19 protein-coding genes are annotated in these 18,005 nt (G+C 65.3%); 5 read left to right on the top strand and 14 right to left on the bottom strand.

Going from position 1 to position 18,005, the window contains the following annotated elements:
• Positions 1–110 precede the first annotated feature (110 nt).
• The 6 genes from ACU5AP_RS07820 to lipA all read right to left on the bottom strand — a co-directional run bounded on the left by ACU5AP_RS07820 (position 111) and on the right by lipA (position 4,919).
• Positions 111–431, bottom strand: a complete 321-nt coding sequence (locus tag ACU5AP_RS07820) for an FtsB family cell division protein (protein ID WP_076222450.1) — start codon at positions 429–431, stop codon at positions 111–113.
• A 153-nt stretch (positions 432–584) separates the two neighbouring features.
• On the bottom strand, positions 585–1,862 hold the full coding sequence (gene eno, locus ACU5AP_RS07825; RefSeq protein ID WP_003164875.1) for a phosphopyruvate hydratase: 1,278 nt from the start codon (positions 1,860–1,862) through the stop codon (positions 585–587).
• Between the two features lie 168 nt (positions 1,863–2,030).
• Positions 2,031–2,213 carry a 50S ribosomal protein L32 gene (gene rpmF, locus ACU5AP_RS07830; RefSeq protein WP_040345353.1) on the bottom strand — a complete coding sequence of 61 codons (183 nt, stop codon included), beginning with the start codon at positions 2,211–2,213 and terminating at the stop codon, positions 2,031–2,033.
• 148 nt (positions 2,214–2,361) lie between these two features.
• Positions 2,362–3,483, bottom strand: coding sequence for an NAD(P)/FAD-dependent oxidoreductase (locus tag ACU5AP_RS07835; protein ID WP_128720062.1), 1,122 nt, complete (start codon positions 3,481–3,483; stop codon positions 2,362–2,364).
• A 4-nt stretch (positions 3,484–3,487) separates the two neighbouring features.
• Positions 3,488–3,940 carry a type II toxin-antitoxin system RatA family toxin gene (locus tag ACU5AP_RS07840; protein ID WP_128720061.1) on the bottom strand — a complete coding sequence of 151 codons (453 nt, stop codon included), beginning with the start codon at positions 3,938–3,940 and terminating at the stop codon, positions 3,488–3,490.
• Between the two features lie 4 nt (positions 3,941–3,944).
• On the bottom strand, positions 3,945–4,919 hold the full coding sequence (gene lipA, locus ACU5AP_RS07845; RefSeq protein WP_003164870.1) for a lipoyl synthase: 975 nt from the start codon (positions 4,917–4,919) through the stop codon (positions 3,945–3,947).
• A gap of 217 nt (positions 4,920–5,136) precedes the next feature.
• Between lipA and ACU5AP_RS07850 the strand changes: the two genes are divergently transcribed.
• Entirely contained in the window at positions 5,137–6,693 is a 1,557-nt protein-coding gene (locus ACU5AP_RS07850) for an AMP-binding protein (protein WP_373863221.1), read from the top strand.
• An 82-nt stretch (positions 6,694–6,775) separates the two neighbouring features.
• Positions 6,776–7,186 carry a DoxX family protein gene (locus tag ACU5AP_RS07855; protein ID WP_128720059.1) on the top strand — a complete coding sequence of 137 codons (411 nt, stop codon included), beginning with the start codon at positions 6,776–6,778 and terminating at the stop codon, positions 7,184–7,186.
• A gap of 21 nt (positions 7,187–7,207) precedes the next feature.
• Here the strand turns inward: ACU5AP_RS07855 and ygiD are convergent, their stop codons facing one another.
• The 3 genes from ygiD to ACU5AP_RS07870 all read right to left on the bottom strand — a co-directional run bounded on the left by ygiD (position 7,208) and on the right by ACU5AP_RS07870 (position 9,406).
• Entirely contained in the window at positions 7,208–7,963 is a 756-nt protein-coding gene (ygiD, locus tag ACU5AP_RS07860) for a 4,5-DOPA-extradiol-dioxygenase (RefSeq protein WP_446681028.1), read from the bottom strand.
• A gap of 121 nt (positions 7,964–8,084) precedes the next feature.
• A complete protein-coding gene (locus ACU5AP_RS07865; RefSeq protein ID WP_446681029.1) occupies positions 8,085–8,549 on the bottom strand; it encodes a hypothetical protein in 465 nt (154 codons plus the stop codon).
• The gene (locus ACU5AP_RS07870; RefSeq protein WP_446681030.1) at positions 8,546–9,406 is read right to left on the bottom strand and encodes a D-alanyl-D-alanine carboxypeptidase family protein; all 861 of its coding nucleotides are present in this window, start codon (positions 9,404–9,406) and stop codon (positions 8,546–8,548) included. The genes ACU5AP_RS07865 and ACU5AP_RS07870 overlap by 4 nt, the downstream gene beginning before the upstream one ends.
• A 120-nt stretch (positions 9,407–9,526) precedes the next feature.
• Between ACU5AP_RS07870 and ACU5AP_RS07875 the strand changes: the two genes are divergently transcribed.
• From ACU5AP_RS07875 to ACU5AP_RS07885, 3 genes are read left to right on the top strand one after another with little or no spacing between them, the layout of a single operon-like run.
• Positions 9,527–10,912, top strand: coding sequence for an MFS transporter (locus ACU5AP_RS07875; protein ID WP_446681031.1), 1,386 nt, complete (start codon positions 9,527–9,529; stop codon positions 10,910–10,912).
• On the top strand, positions 10,913–11,701 hold the full coding sequence (gene mazG, locus ACU5AP_RS07880) for a nucleoside triphosphate pyrophosphohydrolase (protein ID WP_446681032.1): 789 nt from the start codon (positions 10,913–10,915) through the stop codon (positions 11,699–11,701).
• Positions 11,698–12,441: a hypothetical protein gene (locus ACU5AP_RS07885; RefSeq protein WP_446681033.1), complete on the top strand. Its 744-nt coding sequence runs from the start codon at positions 11,698–11,700 to the stop codon at positions 12,439–12,441. The genes mazG and ACU5AP_RS07885 overlap by 4 nt, the downstream gene beginning before the upstream one ends.
• On the opposite strand, the gene ACU5AP_RS07890 is transcribed toward ACU5AP_RS07885, so the two are convergent.
• From ACU5AP_RS07890 to ntrX, 5 genes are all read right to left on the bottom strand, one after another.
• The gene (locus ACU5AP_RS07890; protein WP_278449213.1) at positions 12,432–14,060 is read right to left on the bottom strand and encodes a Na+/H+ antiporter; all 1,629 of its coding nucleotides are present in this window, start codon (positions 14,058–14,060) and stop codon (positions 12,432–12,434) included. The genes ACU5AP_RS07885 and ACU5AP_RS07890 overlap by 10 nt on opposite strands.
• Before the next feature lie 7 nt (positions 14,061–14,067).
• The gene (gene hflX / locus ACU5AP_RS07895) at positions 14,068–15,381 is read right to left on the bottom strand and encodes a GTPase HflX (RefSeq protein WP_128720052.1); all 1,314 of its coding nucleotides are present in this window, start codon (positions 15,379–15,381) and stop codon (positions 14,068–14,070) included.
• The gene (gene hfq, locus ACU5AP_RS07900) at positions 15,382–15,627 is read right to left on the bottom strand and encodes an RNA chaperone Hfq (RefSeq protein ID WP_003164861.1); all 246 of its coding nucleotides are present in this window, start codon (positions 15,625–15,627) and stop codon (positions 15,382–15,384) included.
• A gap of 111 nt (positions 15,628–15,738) precedes the next feature.
• Positions 15,739–16,599, bottom strand: a complete 861-nt coding sequence (locus ACU5AP_RS07905) for a D-amino-acid transaminase (RefSeq protein ID WP_128720051.1) — start codon at positions 16,597–16,599, stop codon at positions 15,739–15,741.
• Positions 16,599–18,005, bottom strand: a complete 1,407-nt coding sequence (gene ntrX, locus ACU5AP_RS07910; RefSeq protein WP_003164859.1) for a nitrogen assimilation response regulator NtrX — start codon at positions 18,003–18,005, stop codon at positions 16,599–16,601. Before ntrX ends, ACU5AP_RS07905 begins: the two co-directional genes overlap by 1 nt.

Genomic DNA, 18,005 nt, shown 5'->3' on the forward strand with positions numbered 1-18,005 from the left:
GCATCTCCCGGCTTACACCCCTGTATCAGGGACTCTTATCGTTACGGAAAGGGGCTTTAGCAGCCTTCGTTCCCGAAACGCAAAGCAGCCGACCGGGCTGTAACAATAGTTCAGGAGGCGCGCGTCGCGTCAGGGTTGTGGCCGGCCGGGCCGTTCAGGCGGACCACATAGTCACGCGGGTCGGCGAAGCCGATCACCGCCCTCGCCCGTTCTTCCAGCAGATCCTTCGACAGGCTCTCGGTGCGCAGATAGCGAACGCGGACTTCCAGATCCTGACGCTGCTCGGCCAGGCGCATCAGCTGGGTCTGGCGCTGCGCCAGCAAAGCGTCGCGTTCACCGCCGCTTAGCAGGCCGCGTTCACCCGTCAGGGCCTGTACGCCCAGATAGGCGATCAGCAGCAACAGCAGGACGGTCGGCAAATAGGGCTTCATCTGCTCGGGCACGGCGGACGCTCCTTCTGAGCGCGCATAAACACGGTGACCTATCAGTGACCGAAAATGCCTAACGAACTGTAGCTTGGCCGTAATTGCGAACGCCGCCCCCGAGGTTCGGAGGCGGCGTCCAGCACATCTTCGTGATGCGGCTTATTTCAGCAGCATGCCGTCGCCGAAATAGGCGGCCTGATCGCCCAGCATCTCTTCGATGCGCAGCAGCTGGTTGTACTTGGCCGTGCGGTCCGAACGAGCCAGCGAGCCGGTCTTGATCTGACCGCAGTTGGTCGCCACGGCCAGGTCGGCGATGGTCGAATCTTCGGTCTCGCCCGAACGGTGCGACATCACGGCGGTGTAGCCCGCGCGGTGCGCCATATCGACGGCGTCCAGGGTCTCGGACAGGGTGCCGATCTGGTTGACCTTGATCAGAATGGAGTTGGCCAGACCTTCGCCGATGCCTGCGGCCAGACGGCGAGGGTTGGTCACGAACAGGTCGTCGCCGACCAGTTGAACGCGGTCGCCCAGACGGTCCGTCAGCAGCTTCCAGCCGTCGAAGTCGTCCTCTGCGCAGCCGTCCTCGATCGAGACGATCGGGAAGCGTTCGACCAGATCGGCCAGGTAGTTGACCATGCCCTCGGCGTCGAAGGACTTGCCCTCGCCGGTCAGCTCATATTTGCCGTTCTTGAAGAATTCGGTCGAGGCGACGTCCAGCGCCAGGTGGAAGTCCTCGCCCGCCAGATAGCCGGCCGCCTGGCCCGCCTTGGTGATGAAGGTCAGGGCTTCGTCAGCCGAGGCCAAATTCGGGGCGAAGCCGCCCTCGTCGCCGACGTTGGTGTTGTGACCGGCGTCTTTCAGCGCCTTCTTCAGGGCGTGGAAGATTTCAGCGCCCATGCGCAGGGCTTCCGAGAAGTTCTCGGCGCCCGTCGGCATGATCATGAATTCCTGGATGTCGATCGGGTTGTCGGCGTGGGCGCCGCCGTTGATGATGTTCATCATCGGCGTCGGCAGGATGCGGGCCGAGACGCCGCCAATGTAGCGGTGCAGCGGCAGACCGGCCGAGATGGCGCTGGCCTTGGCCACGGCCAGCGAGACGCCCAGCATGGCGTTGGCGCCCAGGCGCGACTTGTTCTCGGTGCCGTCCAGTTCGATCAGGGCCTCGTCGATGCGGCGCTGATCCTCGGCGTCCATGCCGGACAGGGCGTCGAAGATTTCGCCGTTGACGGCGTCGACTGCCTTCTCGACGCCCTTGCCGCCCCACATGTCCTTGTCGCCATCACGCAGTTCGACGGCTTCGTGCGCGCCGGTCGAGGCCCCCGACGGCACCGCCGCGCGGCCGAAGCTGCCGTCTTCCAGGATCACGTCCACTTCGACCGTCGGATTGCCCCGGCTGTCGAGAATCTGGCGGGCGACGATGTCGACGATATCGGTCATGAAACTCTGCGCTCTGACTGAGTTGGAAAAGGTGGGGTCGGTTTAGACCAGACCCGCTGAAATCGCCACAGGCGAAGCTGGGGCGGCATATGCGAAAACGGCGCGCGAGAAACTCGCGCGCCGCTGAATTTTTTGCGCCCGACCGAAGCCGAATCGCCAGAGGAAGACTTAGTCTTCCTGCTGGGTCAGAACCTGACGGCCTTTGTACATGCCGGTCTTCAGGTCGATATGGTGCGGACGACGCAGTTCGCCGGTGTCCTTGTCTTCGACATAGGTGTTGGCGCCCAGGGCGTCATGAGCACGACGCATGTTGCGACGCGAGGGGGATACTTTGCGCTTCGGAACGGCCATGTCCGTCTCAATCTCTAAGTCGGTGCGCCGGTGAAGACGCGAAAACAACAGCGGCGGCCCCCCGATAAGAGCCGCCACGCGAGGGCGGGCTTATGCATGAAGACGCAACCGATTTCAAGGGTCTCGACGCAGACTGACGGAACAGGCGTCAAACCCCGACCGTCAGGCTTTGCGCCACGGCCTCGCCGATAGCCAGCGAACTCGTTAGGCCGGGACTTTCGATGCCGAACAGCGCCATCAGCCCCTCCATTCCGTGATTCGCCACGCCATGAAGCTGGAAGTCAGGCTGCGGTTCGCCCGGCCCGTGCAGCTTGGGCCGGATGCCGGCATAGTCGGGCGTCAGCCGCTCGACCGTTACGCCGGGCCAGAAACGGCGGATATAGCGGGCGAACTCTTCCGCCTTGGCCGGATCGACCGAATAGTCCTCGGTCTCGACATAGGCCAGGTCGGGGCCGAACACGCCCTGCCCGCCCAGATCCTTGCGGTAGTGGGTGCCCAGCGCGCCGGGAATCGGCGGCGGATAGATCAGGCGGTCGAACGGCGCCGGTCCTGTCAGGCGGAAATAGATTCCCTTGCCTAGATGGCGCGCGGGAATGTCTGCCGTCGGGTAGCCCTCGATTCGCGCCGCGACCTCTTGCGCCGACAGGCCGGGCGCCGTGACCAGCAGGCGGCTGGTCAGGGTCATCGCCCCCTCCCCGCCCACACGGATGGAGAATCCTCCGCCTGGCAGGCGTTCCGCCCCCTCGAACGGCGCCGAGATGACGACTGCGCCGCCCGCGTCCTCGATCTCGCCCTGAAGGGCCAGCATATAGCCGTGGCTGTCGAACACCCCGCTCTCGGGCGACAGAATGGCGGCGTGAGCGTTCAACTCCGGCTCCAGCGCTCGCGCCTGGGCGCCGGTCAGATGCTCGAGCCGTTCAACACCGTTGGTCGTGGCCTGCTGGAAGATGGCCTCGATGCGTTCGACCTCTGCTTCCTCGGTCGCCACGACCAGCTTGCCGCATTTCCAATGATCGACCTTGCGGCTTTCCAGGAAGTCATAGAGGGCGCGCCTTCCCTCGACGCAGAACTTCGCCTTCAGGGAGCCGGTCGGATAGTAGAGCCCGCCGTGGATCACCTCGGAATTGCGCGAGGAGACCCCCTGGCCGATGTGCGGCTCCTTCTCCAGCACCAGCACCGTCAGGCCGCGTCGCGACAGCGCCCGGCCGCAAGCCAGCCCCACAGCCCCCGCGCCCACGACCGTCGCATCGAAGTCGAAAGGCGCGCCCATGGTCCTACCTCTTACCGTAGAGAGCCTTGGCTCGGCTCTCGAAACACTGGATCAGCTTATCGACCGCCCGGTCGAAGTTCGCCTTAAGCATCATGTCCAGCATGCGCGACTTGAAGGCGAAGTCGATGGAGAATTCTAGGCGCGTTCCCTGCGGATGCGGATGGAACTCCCAACGGTTCTTCAGATGCTTGAACGGACCGCGGATCAGGCCGACCTCGACCTTGGGCGCATGAACGTCGTGACGCACCCATGTCGAGAACTTCTCGGTCAGGAAGGCGAAGCCGACCCCCGCCTCGGCGTCCAGCAGGTGCACGCCCGGTGCCTCGTCCCGCACGTTCCAGACGCGCATGGACGTGATCCACGGCACGAAGTCGGGATAGGCGCGCACGTCCGCCACCAGCGCGGCGAGTTGTTCCGGCGCATAGGGCAGGATGCGCGTTACGCGATGGACGGCCAAAGGATCAGCGGCCGTTCCGGGACGACAATTGGGCCTCGCGCGCCGCCCGCAGCCGAGCGAAATCGTCACCCGCGTGGTGCGACGAGCGCGTCAACGGCGAGGACGACACCATCAGGAAGCCCTTGGCCCGCGCGATCGCCTCATAGGCCTTGAACTCTTCGGGCGTGACGAAGCGGTCGATGGCCGCGTGCTTGCGCGTCGGCTGCAGGTACTGGCCGATGGTGATGAAGTCGACGCCGGCGGAGCGCATGTCGTCCATCACCTGCATGACCTCTTCCTTGGTCTCGCCCAGGCCGACCATGATGCCGGACTTGGTGAACTGGTTCGGGTCGCGCTCCTTGACCATCTGCAGCAGGCGCAGGGAGTGGAAATAGCGGGCGCCGGGGCGGATCTTCAGATAGAGGCGCGGAACCGTCTCGAGGTTGTGATTGAAGACGTCGGGCGTCGCGTCGATCATCACCTCGGCCGCGCCGTCCTTGCGCAGGAAGTCGGGCGTCAGGATTTCGATCGTGGTTTTGGGCGCCTGAATGCGGATCTGGCGCACCACTTCGGCGAAATGGGCGGCGCCGCCGTCGGACACGTCGTCGCGGTCCACCGAGGTGATGACGACGTGGTTCAGCTCCATCTGGGCCACGGCCAGACCGACCTTGGCCGGCTCTTCCGGGTCCAGCGGCTGCGGCAAGCCGGTCTTCACGTTGCAGAAGGCGCAGGCCCGCGTGCAGGTGTCGCCCATGATCATCAGGGTGGCGTGCTTCTGGCTCCAGCACTCGCCGATGTTCGGGCAGGCGGCCTCTTCACAGACGGTGTGCAGCCCCTTGGAGCGCACGATGTCCTTGGTCGCGTTGTACTGGCCCGAGCCGGGCGCCTTCACGCGCAGCCAGTCAGGCTTCTTCAGCACCGCCGATTCCGGGCGGTTCTGCTTTTCCGGGTGACGAAGCTCGGACGGCTTCTTCTGCAGGGTGTCGATCAGCGTGACCATCGCCGGCGGTCTGGCTCCTGTTTATGAAGGCGGCCCAATTCTTGAGGCTATGTCGGCCTTCCGATGTACAAAGGCAAGGCACAGACGGTTTCAGTCCGAGAACAGAACGCCATCACGCGGCGTTACGCATCTTTTCAAGGCGACCTTACGTCACTAGGTTCCGGCCTCTTGTAACCGAGAGAGCCCCCTCAGAGCTCTCCGAAGGAGGACGTGCTTGCTGCGGGCAGCCCTGGACCAAAAGGTCTACGACGAGACTCTGTTCGACGCGCTGGTCGATGCGCGCGCCCGCTACGGCGACAAGGAGATTCTGGAGGACCAGGATCGCCACCCCCTGACCTATACCGGCCTGATCCGCGCCGTCTTCGTGCTGGGCCGCAAGATCGCCAAACTGACTCAGCCGGGCGAACGCGTCGGCGTGCTGCTGCCGTCCAGCGCGGGCGTGGTCGTGACCTTCTTCGCCCTGCACGCTTTCGGGCGCGTGCCGGTCATGCTGAACTTCACCTCGGGCGAGGCCAATCTGACGGCGGCGCTGAAAACGGCGGGCGTGAAGAAGATCCTGTCGGCCAAGCGCTTCGTCACCCAGGCCAAGCTGGACGACCTGATGGAGACCCTGGGCGAGGTTTCCGAGATCGTCTGGCTGGACGACATCCGCAAAACCATCGGCTTGGCCGACAAGTTGTTCGGCCTCAGCGCCGGCATGGCGCCCAAGCGGTTCCGCGTGAAGACCGACCCGGATTCGGCGGGCGTGGTCCTGTTCACCTCAGGCAGCTTCGGCGCGCCCAAGGGCGTGGTGCTGAGCCAGAAGAACCTGGTCGCCAATGCCCGCCAGGTGGCCGCCCACATCGAGCTAGACCCTGACTGGGTCATGTTCAACCCGCTGCCGACCTTCCACTGTTTCGGCCTGACGGGCGGGGTCATCCTGCCGCTGCTGCAGGGGCTGAAGGCGTTTGAATATCCCTCGCCGCTGCACGCCAAGCAGATCACCGACCTGCTGCCCCAGGTGAAGGCGTCGATCTTGTTCGCGACCGACACCTTCCTGAACCAATACGCCCGCGTGGCTGAACCCGGCGACTTCGCCACCCTGCAGTTCGCCGTGGCGGGTGCGGAAAAGGTCCGCGACGAAACGCGCCAGATGTTCAACACCAAGTTCGGCGGCGTCGAACTGCTGGAAGGTTACGGCGCCACCGAGGCGGCGCCCGTGGTGGCGGTGAACCATCCTGACCGCAATCGGCCGGGCACGGTGGGCCAGATCCTGCCGGGCATGGAATACCGGATCGAGCCGGTCGAGGGCATCGAGGTCGGCGGTCGCCTTTACCTGCGTGGGCCGAACGTGATGGAAGGCTACATCTCGCCGAACGACCCCGACAATCTGGAGCCACTGGCTGACGGCTGGCACGACACCGGCGACATCGTCGACATCGACGCCGAGGGCTACATCACCATCCTGGGTCGGGTGAAACGCTTCGCCAAGATCGGCGGCGAGATGGTGTCCCTGACAGCAGTCGAGGGCATGGCCGGCGGCGTCTGGCCGACCGGCCACCACGCCGTGGTCGCCGTGCCCGACAGCAAGAAGGGCGAACGCCTGGTGTTGGTTACAGACGTCGCAGGCGCCGAAAGCGCCCGTCTGACGGAATGGGCCCGCGATAACGGCGCGCCGGAGCTGGCCGTGCCGAAGAAGATCATCAAGGTCGACACCATCCCGGTCCTGGGCACCGGCAAGACCGATTATGTGACCATCCAGAAGATGGTTGAGGATGAACTGAAGCGCGCGTGACAAGGCGCTTGCCGTTCGGCGCCAGTGTCATACCCTCGGCTGTTCGGTCCCGCTTGCGGGGCGCTACGGCCGAGGAGACTTCATGGCCCGACGTTCGACATCCCTGGCCAATTGGGAGCCGCATTTTCTCAGCATTCTGAGAATTGTCTCCGGCCTGCTGCTGCTCCAGCACGGCGCGCAGAAGATCCTGGGCTTCCCGCCAGGCGGGCGCGGCGGCGTGGTCGACCTGTCGACGCTGGCGGGCTGGTCCGGGCCGATCGAACTGGTCGGCGGTGTCCTGCTGGTGCTGGGCCTGTTCAGTCGCCCGACCGCCTTCATCCTGTCGGGCTTCACCGCCGCAGCCTATTGGATGGCCCACGCGCCGCAGAGCCCCTACCCCATCAACAACGGCGGGGAGCTGGCGGCCCTCTACTGCTTCGTCTTCCTGTATCTGGTCTTCGCCGGACCGGGGCCGTGGTCGCTGGACAACGCTCTGCGCGGCGGCCGCCGTTAAGATAGGTAGCGCGGCGTCCGGTCAGCCGATCCGGACGCCCGTCATCGAGATCGAGCCGCCCTCGATCACGTCGTTGAAGAAGCTCAAGGGCTCGCCCGGCGCCTGCTGGGCGGCCACATAGAGCAGCGGCAGATAATGTTCGTCCGTCGGCACGCTGAGCTGCGCCTGCTCGGCCAGATGCACCCAGTCGATCAGGGCGTCATGGTCGCCCGCCGTGAAGGCGCGCTTGACCGCCTCGTTGAAGTCGACGGCCCAGTCATAGGGCTCGCCGCCCGCCCGCTTCCACGTCCGCAGATTGTGCACGAAGTCGCCCGAACCGGCGACGATCACGCCCTCCTCACGCAAGGGACGCAGGCGCTTGGCCAGTTCATAATGCGCGCGGACGTCGATGGTGCGATCCAGCGACAACTGCACCACGGGCACGTCAGCGTCCGGCCAGACATGAGCCAGCACGGACCAGGTTCCGTGATCCAGTCCCCACTGCGTCGTCTGAACCGCGCCGGTCAGCTCCGCCACCCGGTCCGCCAGAGCGGGCGAGCCGGGCGCAGGATACTGCATGGCGTGAAGTTCAGGTGGAAAGCCACCGAAATCATGGATGGTTTCCGGTCGCGTCTGCGCCGTCACGCCCAGCCCGCGTGTCTCCCAGTGAGCCGAGACCATGACGACGCCTTTCGGCTTGCCGATCTCCTCTCCCAGCGCGCGCCAGGCGTCCGCGAAGGGACCGCCCAAGGCGTTCATGGGGGAGCCGTGACCAAAAAAGAGTGCTGGCTGGCGCATGATATTAACCGTGCAGCTTCTTGGGCGTTACGGGTCCAGGGAGAGTGAAATATGACGCCCATATAGCAACTGAGTTAGTGCCTGATTTAAGGTTCGCATGCGGCTCTACAAGAGCCTCGTTTCAAAAATCCGCCATGCCGATCGGACAGATGCGCTGATAGAAGGCCGGATCGGCCGGAACCCGCGCGCCCCTCGACTGCAGAAAGCGGTGCTCAACCACCATGGCCTGCTGTTCGATGTTCAGACCGATCCACTCGCAGCGCTCATCCACCGGATAGGCGTAGGCGCCCGGCCCGTCACCCGCTTTCAGCTTTCCGGTCAGCAGGTTGACGCCGTTCTGGGCCTGCCAGACGTGAACCAGCTCATGAACGAAGACGGCCTGAGTTCGCAGCGGCGCCTGTGACAAATCCGGCGCCAGGCTCGCCTTGGGCCAGACGATCCAGTCGCGCCCGAACCAACGCCCCGGCACGAAGGCGCGGACGAACGGCCAGGGCGAACCCAGGAAGCGGATGTCGTCCAACCGTAGGTCGCGTCCGAACACCTCGCGCGCCAGCGCCGCTTCGCCGTGAGCCAAGGGCCGGATCATCGACCGACCCACTCCCAGTGCCAGGGTTCATAGACGTAGGGCACGAAGCCGAACCGCCCGGCGTTCTTGACCAGCCAGCGATAGGTCGGGGTCTGGCTCATGTGGCGACGGCTGTGGGCGTCGGTGGAATCGACCCCCATGCCCTGCAAGTGGCCGACATACAGGTCGACGGCCGTGCCGGTGCGGTGCGGCGAGCAGGCGGCGCGACGTATGCCGTCACAATTGCCGTCGCGGGCGCATCGCGCTGCATCAGCCTCAGGGTCGCGGAAGGAGGAGAAGACGCGCAACAGCTCCGGTTCTGCAGCGATCTCGGGAACCTCGGCGCGCGCCGCCGCCGCCATGGCGCGATAGGCGTCCAGCACGTCGCGACGCAGCAGGCGCGTCAGGCGCTCGGCGTGCTCCTCGCCTGTCGTCAGATAGGCCAGGTCGCCGACAGGCGGCGGATCGGGGCATTCGCCCCTCACCCGCGCCATGACGAAGGGCCGTCGCTCTTGCCACAGCCCGCGCAACACCTGGAAAGTCGCTTGGTCGAACCGTCCGCTGGCGGCCAGGCCATAGCGCGCCTGAAACGTCGCCAGGGCCTCGGCGAAACCCGCTGACGTCGGATCGCAGGGCGAGCCGACCTCTTGCTGCATCAGCGGCACATAGGCTTCCCAACCCAGTTCCGAAGGCCCGAACGGCGTCCACTCCAAGGCATAGAGCGATATGGCGTTCGCCTCGGCCGTATCGTCCCATGCGCCGGGCGTCCGGTCGCAGATTTGCGCCGTCGGAATCGGTTCGGGCGCCTCGGCGCGCGCCTGCCCGGCTAAGGCGGCGACGGTCAGGGCGGCGAAGAGAGAAGCGGACGCTTTCCACATGGCCGCAGCAGGCCCCAGGATGAGAGTCGCCGCAAGCCCCCGCGCGGTCTTCGCGCCTGCGTCGAAAACCTGCATGGTGACGGTTGCGGCCGACTCGCGCCGTGATCGGGCCGTGACCGCATGACCGCAACCGCCGCGCCTTCGTCCGCCATCGCCGCGCCCGACGCGCCGCGCCGGTCCAACGCCATCCTAGCCGCCTTCTCAGGCCCGTGCCTGCCGCTGGCGGCCTTCGGCGTGGCCCTGCCGGTGACTCTGCCGGAATTCTACGCCACCCATGTCGGCATGGAGATGGGCATGGTGGCCGCCGTCTTCATGGCCGTGCGGCTGATCGACATCGTGTTCGACCCCTTCATCGGCTGGGGCATGGACAAGACGCGCACGCGTCTGGGCCGCTACCGCCCGTGGATGGCGGTGGCGACGCCGATCCTGATGCTGGCGGCGCTGATGATGTTCGTGACGGTCCAGCCGGGCGCCGGGCCGGTCTATCTGTTCGCCTGGCTGCTGGTGCTCTACCTCGGATTTTCGATGGGAACCCTGGGCCAGTTGGGCTGGGCCGCCGTGCTGGCGCCGCAGTACGACCAGCGCAGTCGCGTCTACGGCTGGTGGCAGGTGTTCAACATCATCGGCGTGATCCTGATCCTGATCCTGCCGACCATCGTGGTGAAGACGGGCCTGGGAAACTACGTCGACGGCGTTCGCATCATGGGCTGGGCCATCATCATCGCCCTGCCGCTGACCATCGGCCTGGCCATGGTCGCCGTGCCCGAGCCGGTCAACGCGGGCGCCGCACCGCACGGCGGGCCGAGCGCCTACCTGGCCCTGTTCAAGATGAAGACGGTGCGCAAGCTGCTGATCGCCGACCTGTTGCTGGGCATCGCGCCGGGCATCACCGGGTCGTTGCTGTTCTTCTTCTTCGGTCAGATCAAGGGCTACGACCACACCCAGGCGTCGCTGTTCATGCTGATCTACTTCATGGCCGGCCTGGTCGGGGCGCCCATCTGGGCCTGGCTGGCGACCAAGATCGGCAAGGACCGCGCCCTGGCCGTGGCCAGCCTGATCTTCGCCGTTTTCTACGTCGGCGCGACCCTGGTTCCCGGCGGCAACTTCGCCCTGACGGCGGTCGCCATGTTCATCGCCGGCCTGCCCTATGCGGCGGGCTTGTTCCTGTTGCGCGCCATGATGGCGGACGCCGGCGACGAAGTGCGGCTGGAGACGGGCGTGGACCGCACCGGCATGATGTTCTCCATCCTGTCGGCCACGACCAAGATGGGTCACGTCTTCGCCCTGATCCCCTACGCCATCCTGCCGCTGGTGGGGTTCAGGGCCCTGCCGGGGCCGGAGAGGAACAGCGAGTTCTCGCTGCTGGTCCTGCAGATCCTGTTCATCGCCGTACCGGGCCTGCTATTGGCGGCCACCGCCTGGGTGCTGAAGGGCTATCCCCTGACGCCGCAGCGGCATGACGAAATCCGCGCCGCCCTGGCGCAAAGAGACGCCGGACACGCCTGAATGACCCATCCCGTCGACCGCCTGAAGGACATCATGGTTCGCCTGCGCGATCCGAACGGCGGCTGTCCCTGGGACGTGGAGCAGACCTTCCAGACGATCGCTCCCTATACGATCGAGGAGGCCTATGAGGTCGCCGACGCTATCGAGCGCGGCGACATGGACGAGCTGAGGGTCGAACTGGGCGACCTGCTGTTCCAGGTGGTCTTCCACTCGCGCATGGCTGAAGAGGCGGGGCATTTCCGGCTGGAGGATGTGGCCGAGGCCATGGCGGACAAGCTGGTTCGCCGCCACCCGCACGTTTTCGGCGACGAGGCCGCCAAGGCCAGCGGCCCGGCCCAGAAGGACCGCTGGGAGGATATCAAGGCCGCCGAGCGCAAGGCCAAGGAACAGCATGGCGTGCTGGACGACGTGCCCGTCGGCCTGCCCGCGCTGACCCGCGCCGCCAAGCTGACCAAGCGCGCAGGCCGCGTCGGCTTCGACTGGCCCTCGACCGACGAGGTCTTCGACAAGCTGGCCGAAGAGGTCGAGGAACTGCGCGTCGAGATCGCCGCCGGCGACAAGGAGAAGGCCCGCGAGGAGCTGGGCGACCTGCTGTTCGTCGTCGCCAATCTGGCCCGCAAGCTGGAGGTCGAACCGGAAGACGCCCTGCGCGCCGCCAACACCAAATTCGTGCGCCGATTCGAATTCATAGAGGCTGAACTGGCCAAAGACGGCCGCACCCCGGAACAGTCAAACCTGGCCGAAATGGACGCCCTCTGGGACGCAGCCAAGGCGGTGGAGAAAGCATGACCACGGCGGCCAATGAACTTCGCACGTATCTAAAAAGTGCCGATGAGACTACCCAAGAACTCTTAGAAAAATCAGGCCCTCTTGTCGACTGCCTTTCAGAGCTGACGGATTTCCTAGCACAGGACGGCTGGGCACGGCTGCCAAAGAACAGACCCATTCCTGTTCTTCTAGCCATGAACTCCTACATGCTCTTCCTCGCAGGTGTCCGAGTGGCTCTTAGCGGACACTCAAGCGCGATTTTTTCCGTCCTGCGCACGGCACTCGAATCAGCTTGCTATGCACATCTCGCCTGGAACAATCAGGATCTTGAAGCAATATGGCAGGACCGCGATCAGAGCGCCGATCACCTTAAGCTGTGCCGACAAAAATTCGGTAGCGCAGTCAAGGATGTCGCTAAAACGCTTAATGCTGAACACGATGGAAGCGCCGATTTTGTCTACGAAGCTTATGAGCAATCTATCTCGTTCGGTGGGCATCCAAATCCTCGTGCAGTGTTTCTGAATGCCCGCGTCAATGACCAAGACAACCAGACCGAAGTCACTTTCATTGGGTTGCATTCGGCAGACGCGCATGAGGTCCTTCGAGGGCTGGTTGCCTGCCTGGACTTTGGATCAGCAATTGCGCACGTCGTGAGGCGTTGCGAAACACCTCTTTCCGAGGAAACTATCGAGGCTCTCAACCGGCTTGAGGAATCCAAGCGGCGAGCGATAGAAGCGGCTACTCCAGTTCTTCAGACGTAGCGCAGTTCCTGCAGGTCGATCTCGCGGATCAGCTTGCGCGCTGTCTCTTCATCGATCAGCCGCTGGCGACCCAGGCGCACCAGTTCTTCACGTTCAGCGACAAGACCGATCAGACGGAGACGGCGTTCGATCTCATCGGCGCGGCGGGCCTGGACAACGGCGTCAGCCTCCATGTTGGCCCGCATGTCGATGCGGTGGCGATAGACTTCCATCACCCGCGTCGCCGTCTCGGCGTAGAAGTCAGGGTCGAGTTTGCCCTCGGCCATGGCGTGCTGGGCGTCCTCAATAGCGCGAATGGCGGCCCAGGCGGCGGCGACGCGGGACCGGCTTTCTTCGGCTTGATGATCGTCCTCGGGCGGAAGCTGCACGCCCTTCAGCAGACGCGGCAAGGCGACTGTCGCCAGGACCAGGGAGACGATGATCACTCCCGCCGCAAGGAAGATCGCCAGATTCCGCGCCGGCATGGCCGAGCCGTCCGCCAGATAGAAGGGCAGCGTCAATATGCCCGCCAGGGTGATCGCGCCGCGCACCCCGGCCAGCGACATGACCGCCACCAGCCTCAGGCCGACCTTGGGCGGCGCGCTGCGGCCCTTGCGGCGAAACAGGGTCAGCTTCAGCGACGTCCACACCCAGACAAAACGCAATACGGCGAGAGCGGCGACGATGGCGAAGACATAGACAGCCAGCCACCAGACCTCGCTGTGCTGGGTGGAGCGGATCACCTCGGCCGCGCGGGCCATGATGGACGGCATCTGCTCGCCCAGGATGACGAAGATCAGGCCGTTGGCGACGAACTGCACCGTATCCCAGACCACGGCGCGGCGGATACGCGTGGCGGCTAGCGCTGAACCCTGGCGCTCGGTGAAGCTCATGGTCACGCCGGCGGCCACCGCCGCCAGAATGCCCGAGGCGTGGATGGCTTCGGCCGCCAGATAGGCCGCGAAGGGCATCAGCAGACTGATCAGGATCTGGCCGCCGACGTCCTCGCCCCAGCGGCGGCTGATGAAGGCCTTCACCAGGCCGATGGCCAGGGTGACGGCGATGCCCACCGCCACGCCCGCCAGCGCCAGCCAGGCGAAGGTTCCGAAAGCGCTGCTCAGGGAAAAGGCGCCGGTCGTCGCCGCAATAACAGCGATCCGCATACAGGTCAGGCCCGTCGCATCGTTCAACAGCGACTCGCCTTCCAGGATGTGCATCAGCCGCTTGGGGATCGGCGCGCGCCCGGCGATGGCCTGCACCGCGATCGGGTCCGTAGGCGACAGGATCGCCGCCAAGGCGAAGGCCACGGCCAACGGCATGGCCGGGATCATCCAGTGGATCAGGAAGCCCAGGCCGACCACGGTGAAGACCACCAGCCCCAGCGCCAGTTCCAGGATCACCACCTTGTCCCGAAACAGGGCTTCCTTGGGGATGCGCCAACCGTCCACGAACAGCAGCGGCGGCAGGAACAACAGGAAGAAGACATCCGGCTTCAGGTCGACCGACTGCCCCGTGATCAGCACCACCCCCGCCCCCAGGGCGATCTGCACCAGAGGCAGGGCGATGCGCGTGATGCGAGCCACCCATCCCGACAGCACCACGGCCAGCAGCAGGAAGAGGATGGTCTCGATCAGATGCATGACAGGATCAGTCGATCGCGTCCGGATACAGCCGTTCAAGCCGCCCCAGCGCGGCGGGATGCAGGCGGACCGTCAGGTGGACCCGGCCCTCATCGTCCGTCTCGCGCCCCGTCACCCGGCCGTTGGCGTAGAGCCAGGCCAGCAGGTCGCCGCGATGCGGCTCGACCGTCAGGTGAGTCTCTGGATCATCGTCGATCAGGCCCGCGATGATCTCACGCAGGGTCTCGATCCCCTCGCCGGTCCAAGCGGAGACGGCCACGGCCTGTCCCTCGCGCGCCAGGCGTTCGGCCTGGCCGACCACGGCTTCGCGGGTTTCGGGCTCCAGCAGGTCGATCTTGTTCCAGACTTCGAGGATGCGGCGCGTCTTGCCCTCGGGCGTCGGAATCTGCTCCAGCACCGCCTCGACGTCCTTGGCCTGGGCGGCGCTGTCGGGCGAGGCGATGTCGCGCACGTGCAGGATCAGATCAGCCTCGCCGACCTCTTCAAGCGTGGCGCGGAAGCTCTCGACCAGTTCGTGCGGCAGGTCCGAGACGAAGCCCACGGTGTCGGCGATGATGGCGGGACGTCCCTGCGGCAGACGGATGGTGCGCTGCGTAGTGTCCAGGGTGGCGAACAGCAGATCCTTGGCCATCACCTCGGCCCCGGTCAGCCGGTTGAACAGCGTCGACTTGCCCGCATTGGTGTAGCCGACCAGGGCGACCGACGGGAATGGAACCTGTTTGCGCGCCTTGCGGTGCAGGCCGCGCGTACGACGCACCTCTTCCAGTTCGGCCTTCAGGCGAACGATGCGGTCGGCGATCATCCGCCTGTCCAGCTCGATCTGGGTTTCGCCGGGACCGCCCGTGCCGCCCGTGCCGCCGCGCTGGCGCTCCAGGTGGGTCCAGGTGCGGACCAGGCGAGAGCGTTCGTATTCCAGACGCGCCAACTCGACCTGCAGACGCCCTTCGCGGGTGCGCGCGCGGCGGCCGAAGATCTCCAGGATCAGACCGGTGCGGTCGATGACCTTGATGTCCCAGAAACGTTCCAGGTTGCGCTGCTGCACCGGCGTCAGCTGATCGTCGACGACGACCGCTTCGGCGTCGGCAGCCAGGATCAACGCTGAAATTTCTTCCAGCTTGCCTCGACCGATCAGGGTGGCGGGCGTGACCGAGCGCAAGCGCACGATCTCCTGCGCCCGCACGTCGAGGTCCAGCGCCTGGGCCAGGCCCACGGCTTCTTCCAGGCGTTCGGTCGCGTGGCGCGCATTGTCGCCGCGTCGGTCGGGGTGAATGACGACGGCCCGGATCAGCGGGACGGCGTGGTCAATGAGTTTGGAGGTCAATCAGTCTTCTTCGGCGTCGGGCTCGTACAGCTGCACGGGCGCGGACGGCATGATGGTCGAGATGGCGTGCTTGTAGACCAGCTGCGATTGGCCATCGCGACGCAGCAGCACACAGAAGTTGTCGAACCAGGTGACGATGCCCTGAAGCTTGACGCCGTTCACCAGGAAGATGGTCAGCGGGGTCTTCGTCTTGCGGACGCTGTTCAGGAAGGTGTCCTGGAGGTTCTGTCGTTTGTCTTGCGACATGGCAGGTTGATCCTGTTCTTGGTCTTTTTAATCGGCGGCGGAATGGCCGCAACGCGGGCGCGTCGCTCGCATCCGCGACCTTAGCCACGCCCCCGCCGATGCGGCAACGCCTTAAATGGCTTCGCGGCGCGCCTGTTCCAGATAAATCTCGCGCAGGCGGGTCGCCACCGGGCCGGGTTTGCCGTCGCCGATGCGGGTTCCGTCCAGCGAAACGATCGGCATGACGAAGGAACTGGCCGCCGTGACGAAGACCTCGCGCGCGCGCTTGGCCTCCTCGACGCTGAAGGCGCGCTCTTCCAGCTCAATCCCCTCGGCCTCGACCAGCTTCATGATCGCCGCGCGGGTGATGCCTCGCAGGATGTTAGCCTGGGTGTCGCGGGTCCGCAGCTTGCCGTTCTCATCGATGATCCAGGCGTTGGTCGAGGAGCCCTCGGTCACCATGCCCATTTCATCGAACAGGATGGCCTCATAGGCGCCGCGATCGCGCGCCGCCTGCTTGGCCAGGGCGTTGGGCAGCAAACCCACAGTTTTGATGTCGCAACGGCCCCAGCGCATGTCCGGATGCGTGACGCCGGCTGCGCCCTTGGCGGCCAGAGCCTCGCCTTTCTTCAGGTCGATCGACTTGGCGGTGATGATGACGCTGGGCGCCACGTCCTTGGGGAAGGCGTGGTCGCGCGGCGCGGTGCCACGCGTGATCTGGATGTAGACGATGCCGTTGCGCACCCGGTTCCGGCGGATCGTCTCACGCAGCACGATGCCCAGAGCCTCGGCCGACATGGGAATGTCGATCCGCAGTTCAGTCAGGCTGCGGGCCAAGCGGCTCAGATGGCCCTGATAGTCAGCCAGCTTGCCGTCGAAGACCGACCAGACCTCATAGACGCCGTCGGCAAACTGAAACCCGCGATCCTCGATATGGACCACGGCCTGACCGTGCGGCTGATAGATGCCGTTTACATAGGCGACCCTGGACATCAGGCGCCCTCTCCTTCTTCGTCTCCGCCGCGTGCGGGCGACACGCCCAGCGACTTAAGCTTGCGATGCAACGCAGATCTTTCCATGCCGATGAAGGCGGCCGTACGCGAGATATTTCCGCCGAATCGCATGATCTGAGCCGACAGATACTCCCGCTCGAACACTTCGCGCGCCTCACGCAACGGCAGGGCGATGATGCGGTCGGCGCCCAAGGATGTCGGGCTGGCGGACGACGCCACCTCCTGCGGCAACATGTCCGCCGTGATCGGCTCATCCGGACCGCCGGTCGCCAGGATCAGCAGGCGTTCGATGTTGTTGCGCAACTGGCGCACATTGCCCGGCCAGGGATGGACCTGAAGCACAGCCAGGGCGTCGTCGGCGATCCGCCGATGCGGCAACCCTTGTGAGGCCGAAAGACTCTCCACGAAATACTCTACCAACTCGGCGATATCCTCGCGACGCTCCGACAGCGGCGGCACCCGGATCGGCACCACGTTCAGGCGGTGGAAGAGATCTTCGCGGAAGCGCCCCTCGCCGATCTCGATGCGCAGATCGCGCGAGGTCGAGCTGATGACCCGCACATCGACCTGAACGTCCTGTTCGCCGCCGACCCGACGGAAGCGTTGCTCGACCAGGACGCGCAGGATGCGACTCTGACTTTCGCGCGGCATGTCAGCGACGTCATCCAGGAACAGGGTGCCGTTATGAGCTTGCTCGAAAACGCCGATCTTGCGCGGCCGACCATCGACGCCTTCCTCCCCGAACAGTTCGACATCCAGGCGTTCGGGCGCCATCCCGGCGGCGGAAATGGCGACGAACTCGGCTTTAGCGCGCGGGCTCGCCTCATGAATTTGGCGCGCCGCCAGTTCCTTGCCGGAACCCGGCGGGCCTGAGATCAGGATGCGGCTGTTGGCCGGCGCGACCTTGGAAATGGTGCTGCGCAGAGTCTGAGCGGCGACGGACTTGCCGATCAATCCGCTGGGCGTCAGCGTCTGGGCGCGCAGGCGCCGGTTTTCACGCTTCAGGGCGGCCGCCTCCAGGGCGCGCTCCACCACCACGACCAGCCGGTCGGACTTGAACGGCTTTTCGATGAAGTCATAGGCGCCGCGCTTCAGGGCGCTGACGGCGGTTTCGATGTTGCCGTGCCCCGAGATCATGACGACCGGCAGGTCTTGATCCAGCTCGCGCACGACATCGAGCAGTTCCAACCCGTCCAGGCCGCCGCCCTGCATCCAGATGTCGAGCACCGCCAGGGAGGGCTTGCGCGCCCGGATGGCGGCCAGCGCCTCGTCCGAATTGGCCGCCGTGCGGACCGAATGGCCTTCGTCCTCAAGCAGGCCCGAGACCAGTTCGCGGATGTCCGCTTCGTCGTCAACGACCAGAATATCAGCACCAGTATTACGCAT

The sequence above is a fragment of the Brevundimonas sp. RM1 genome (genome assembly GCF_052907225.1).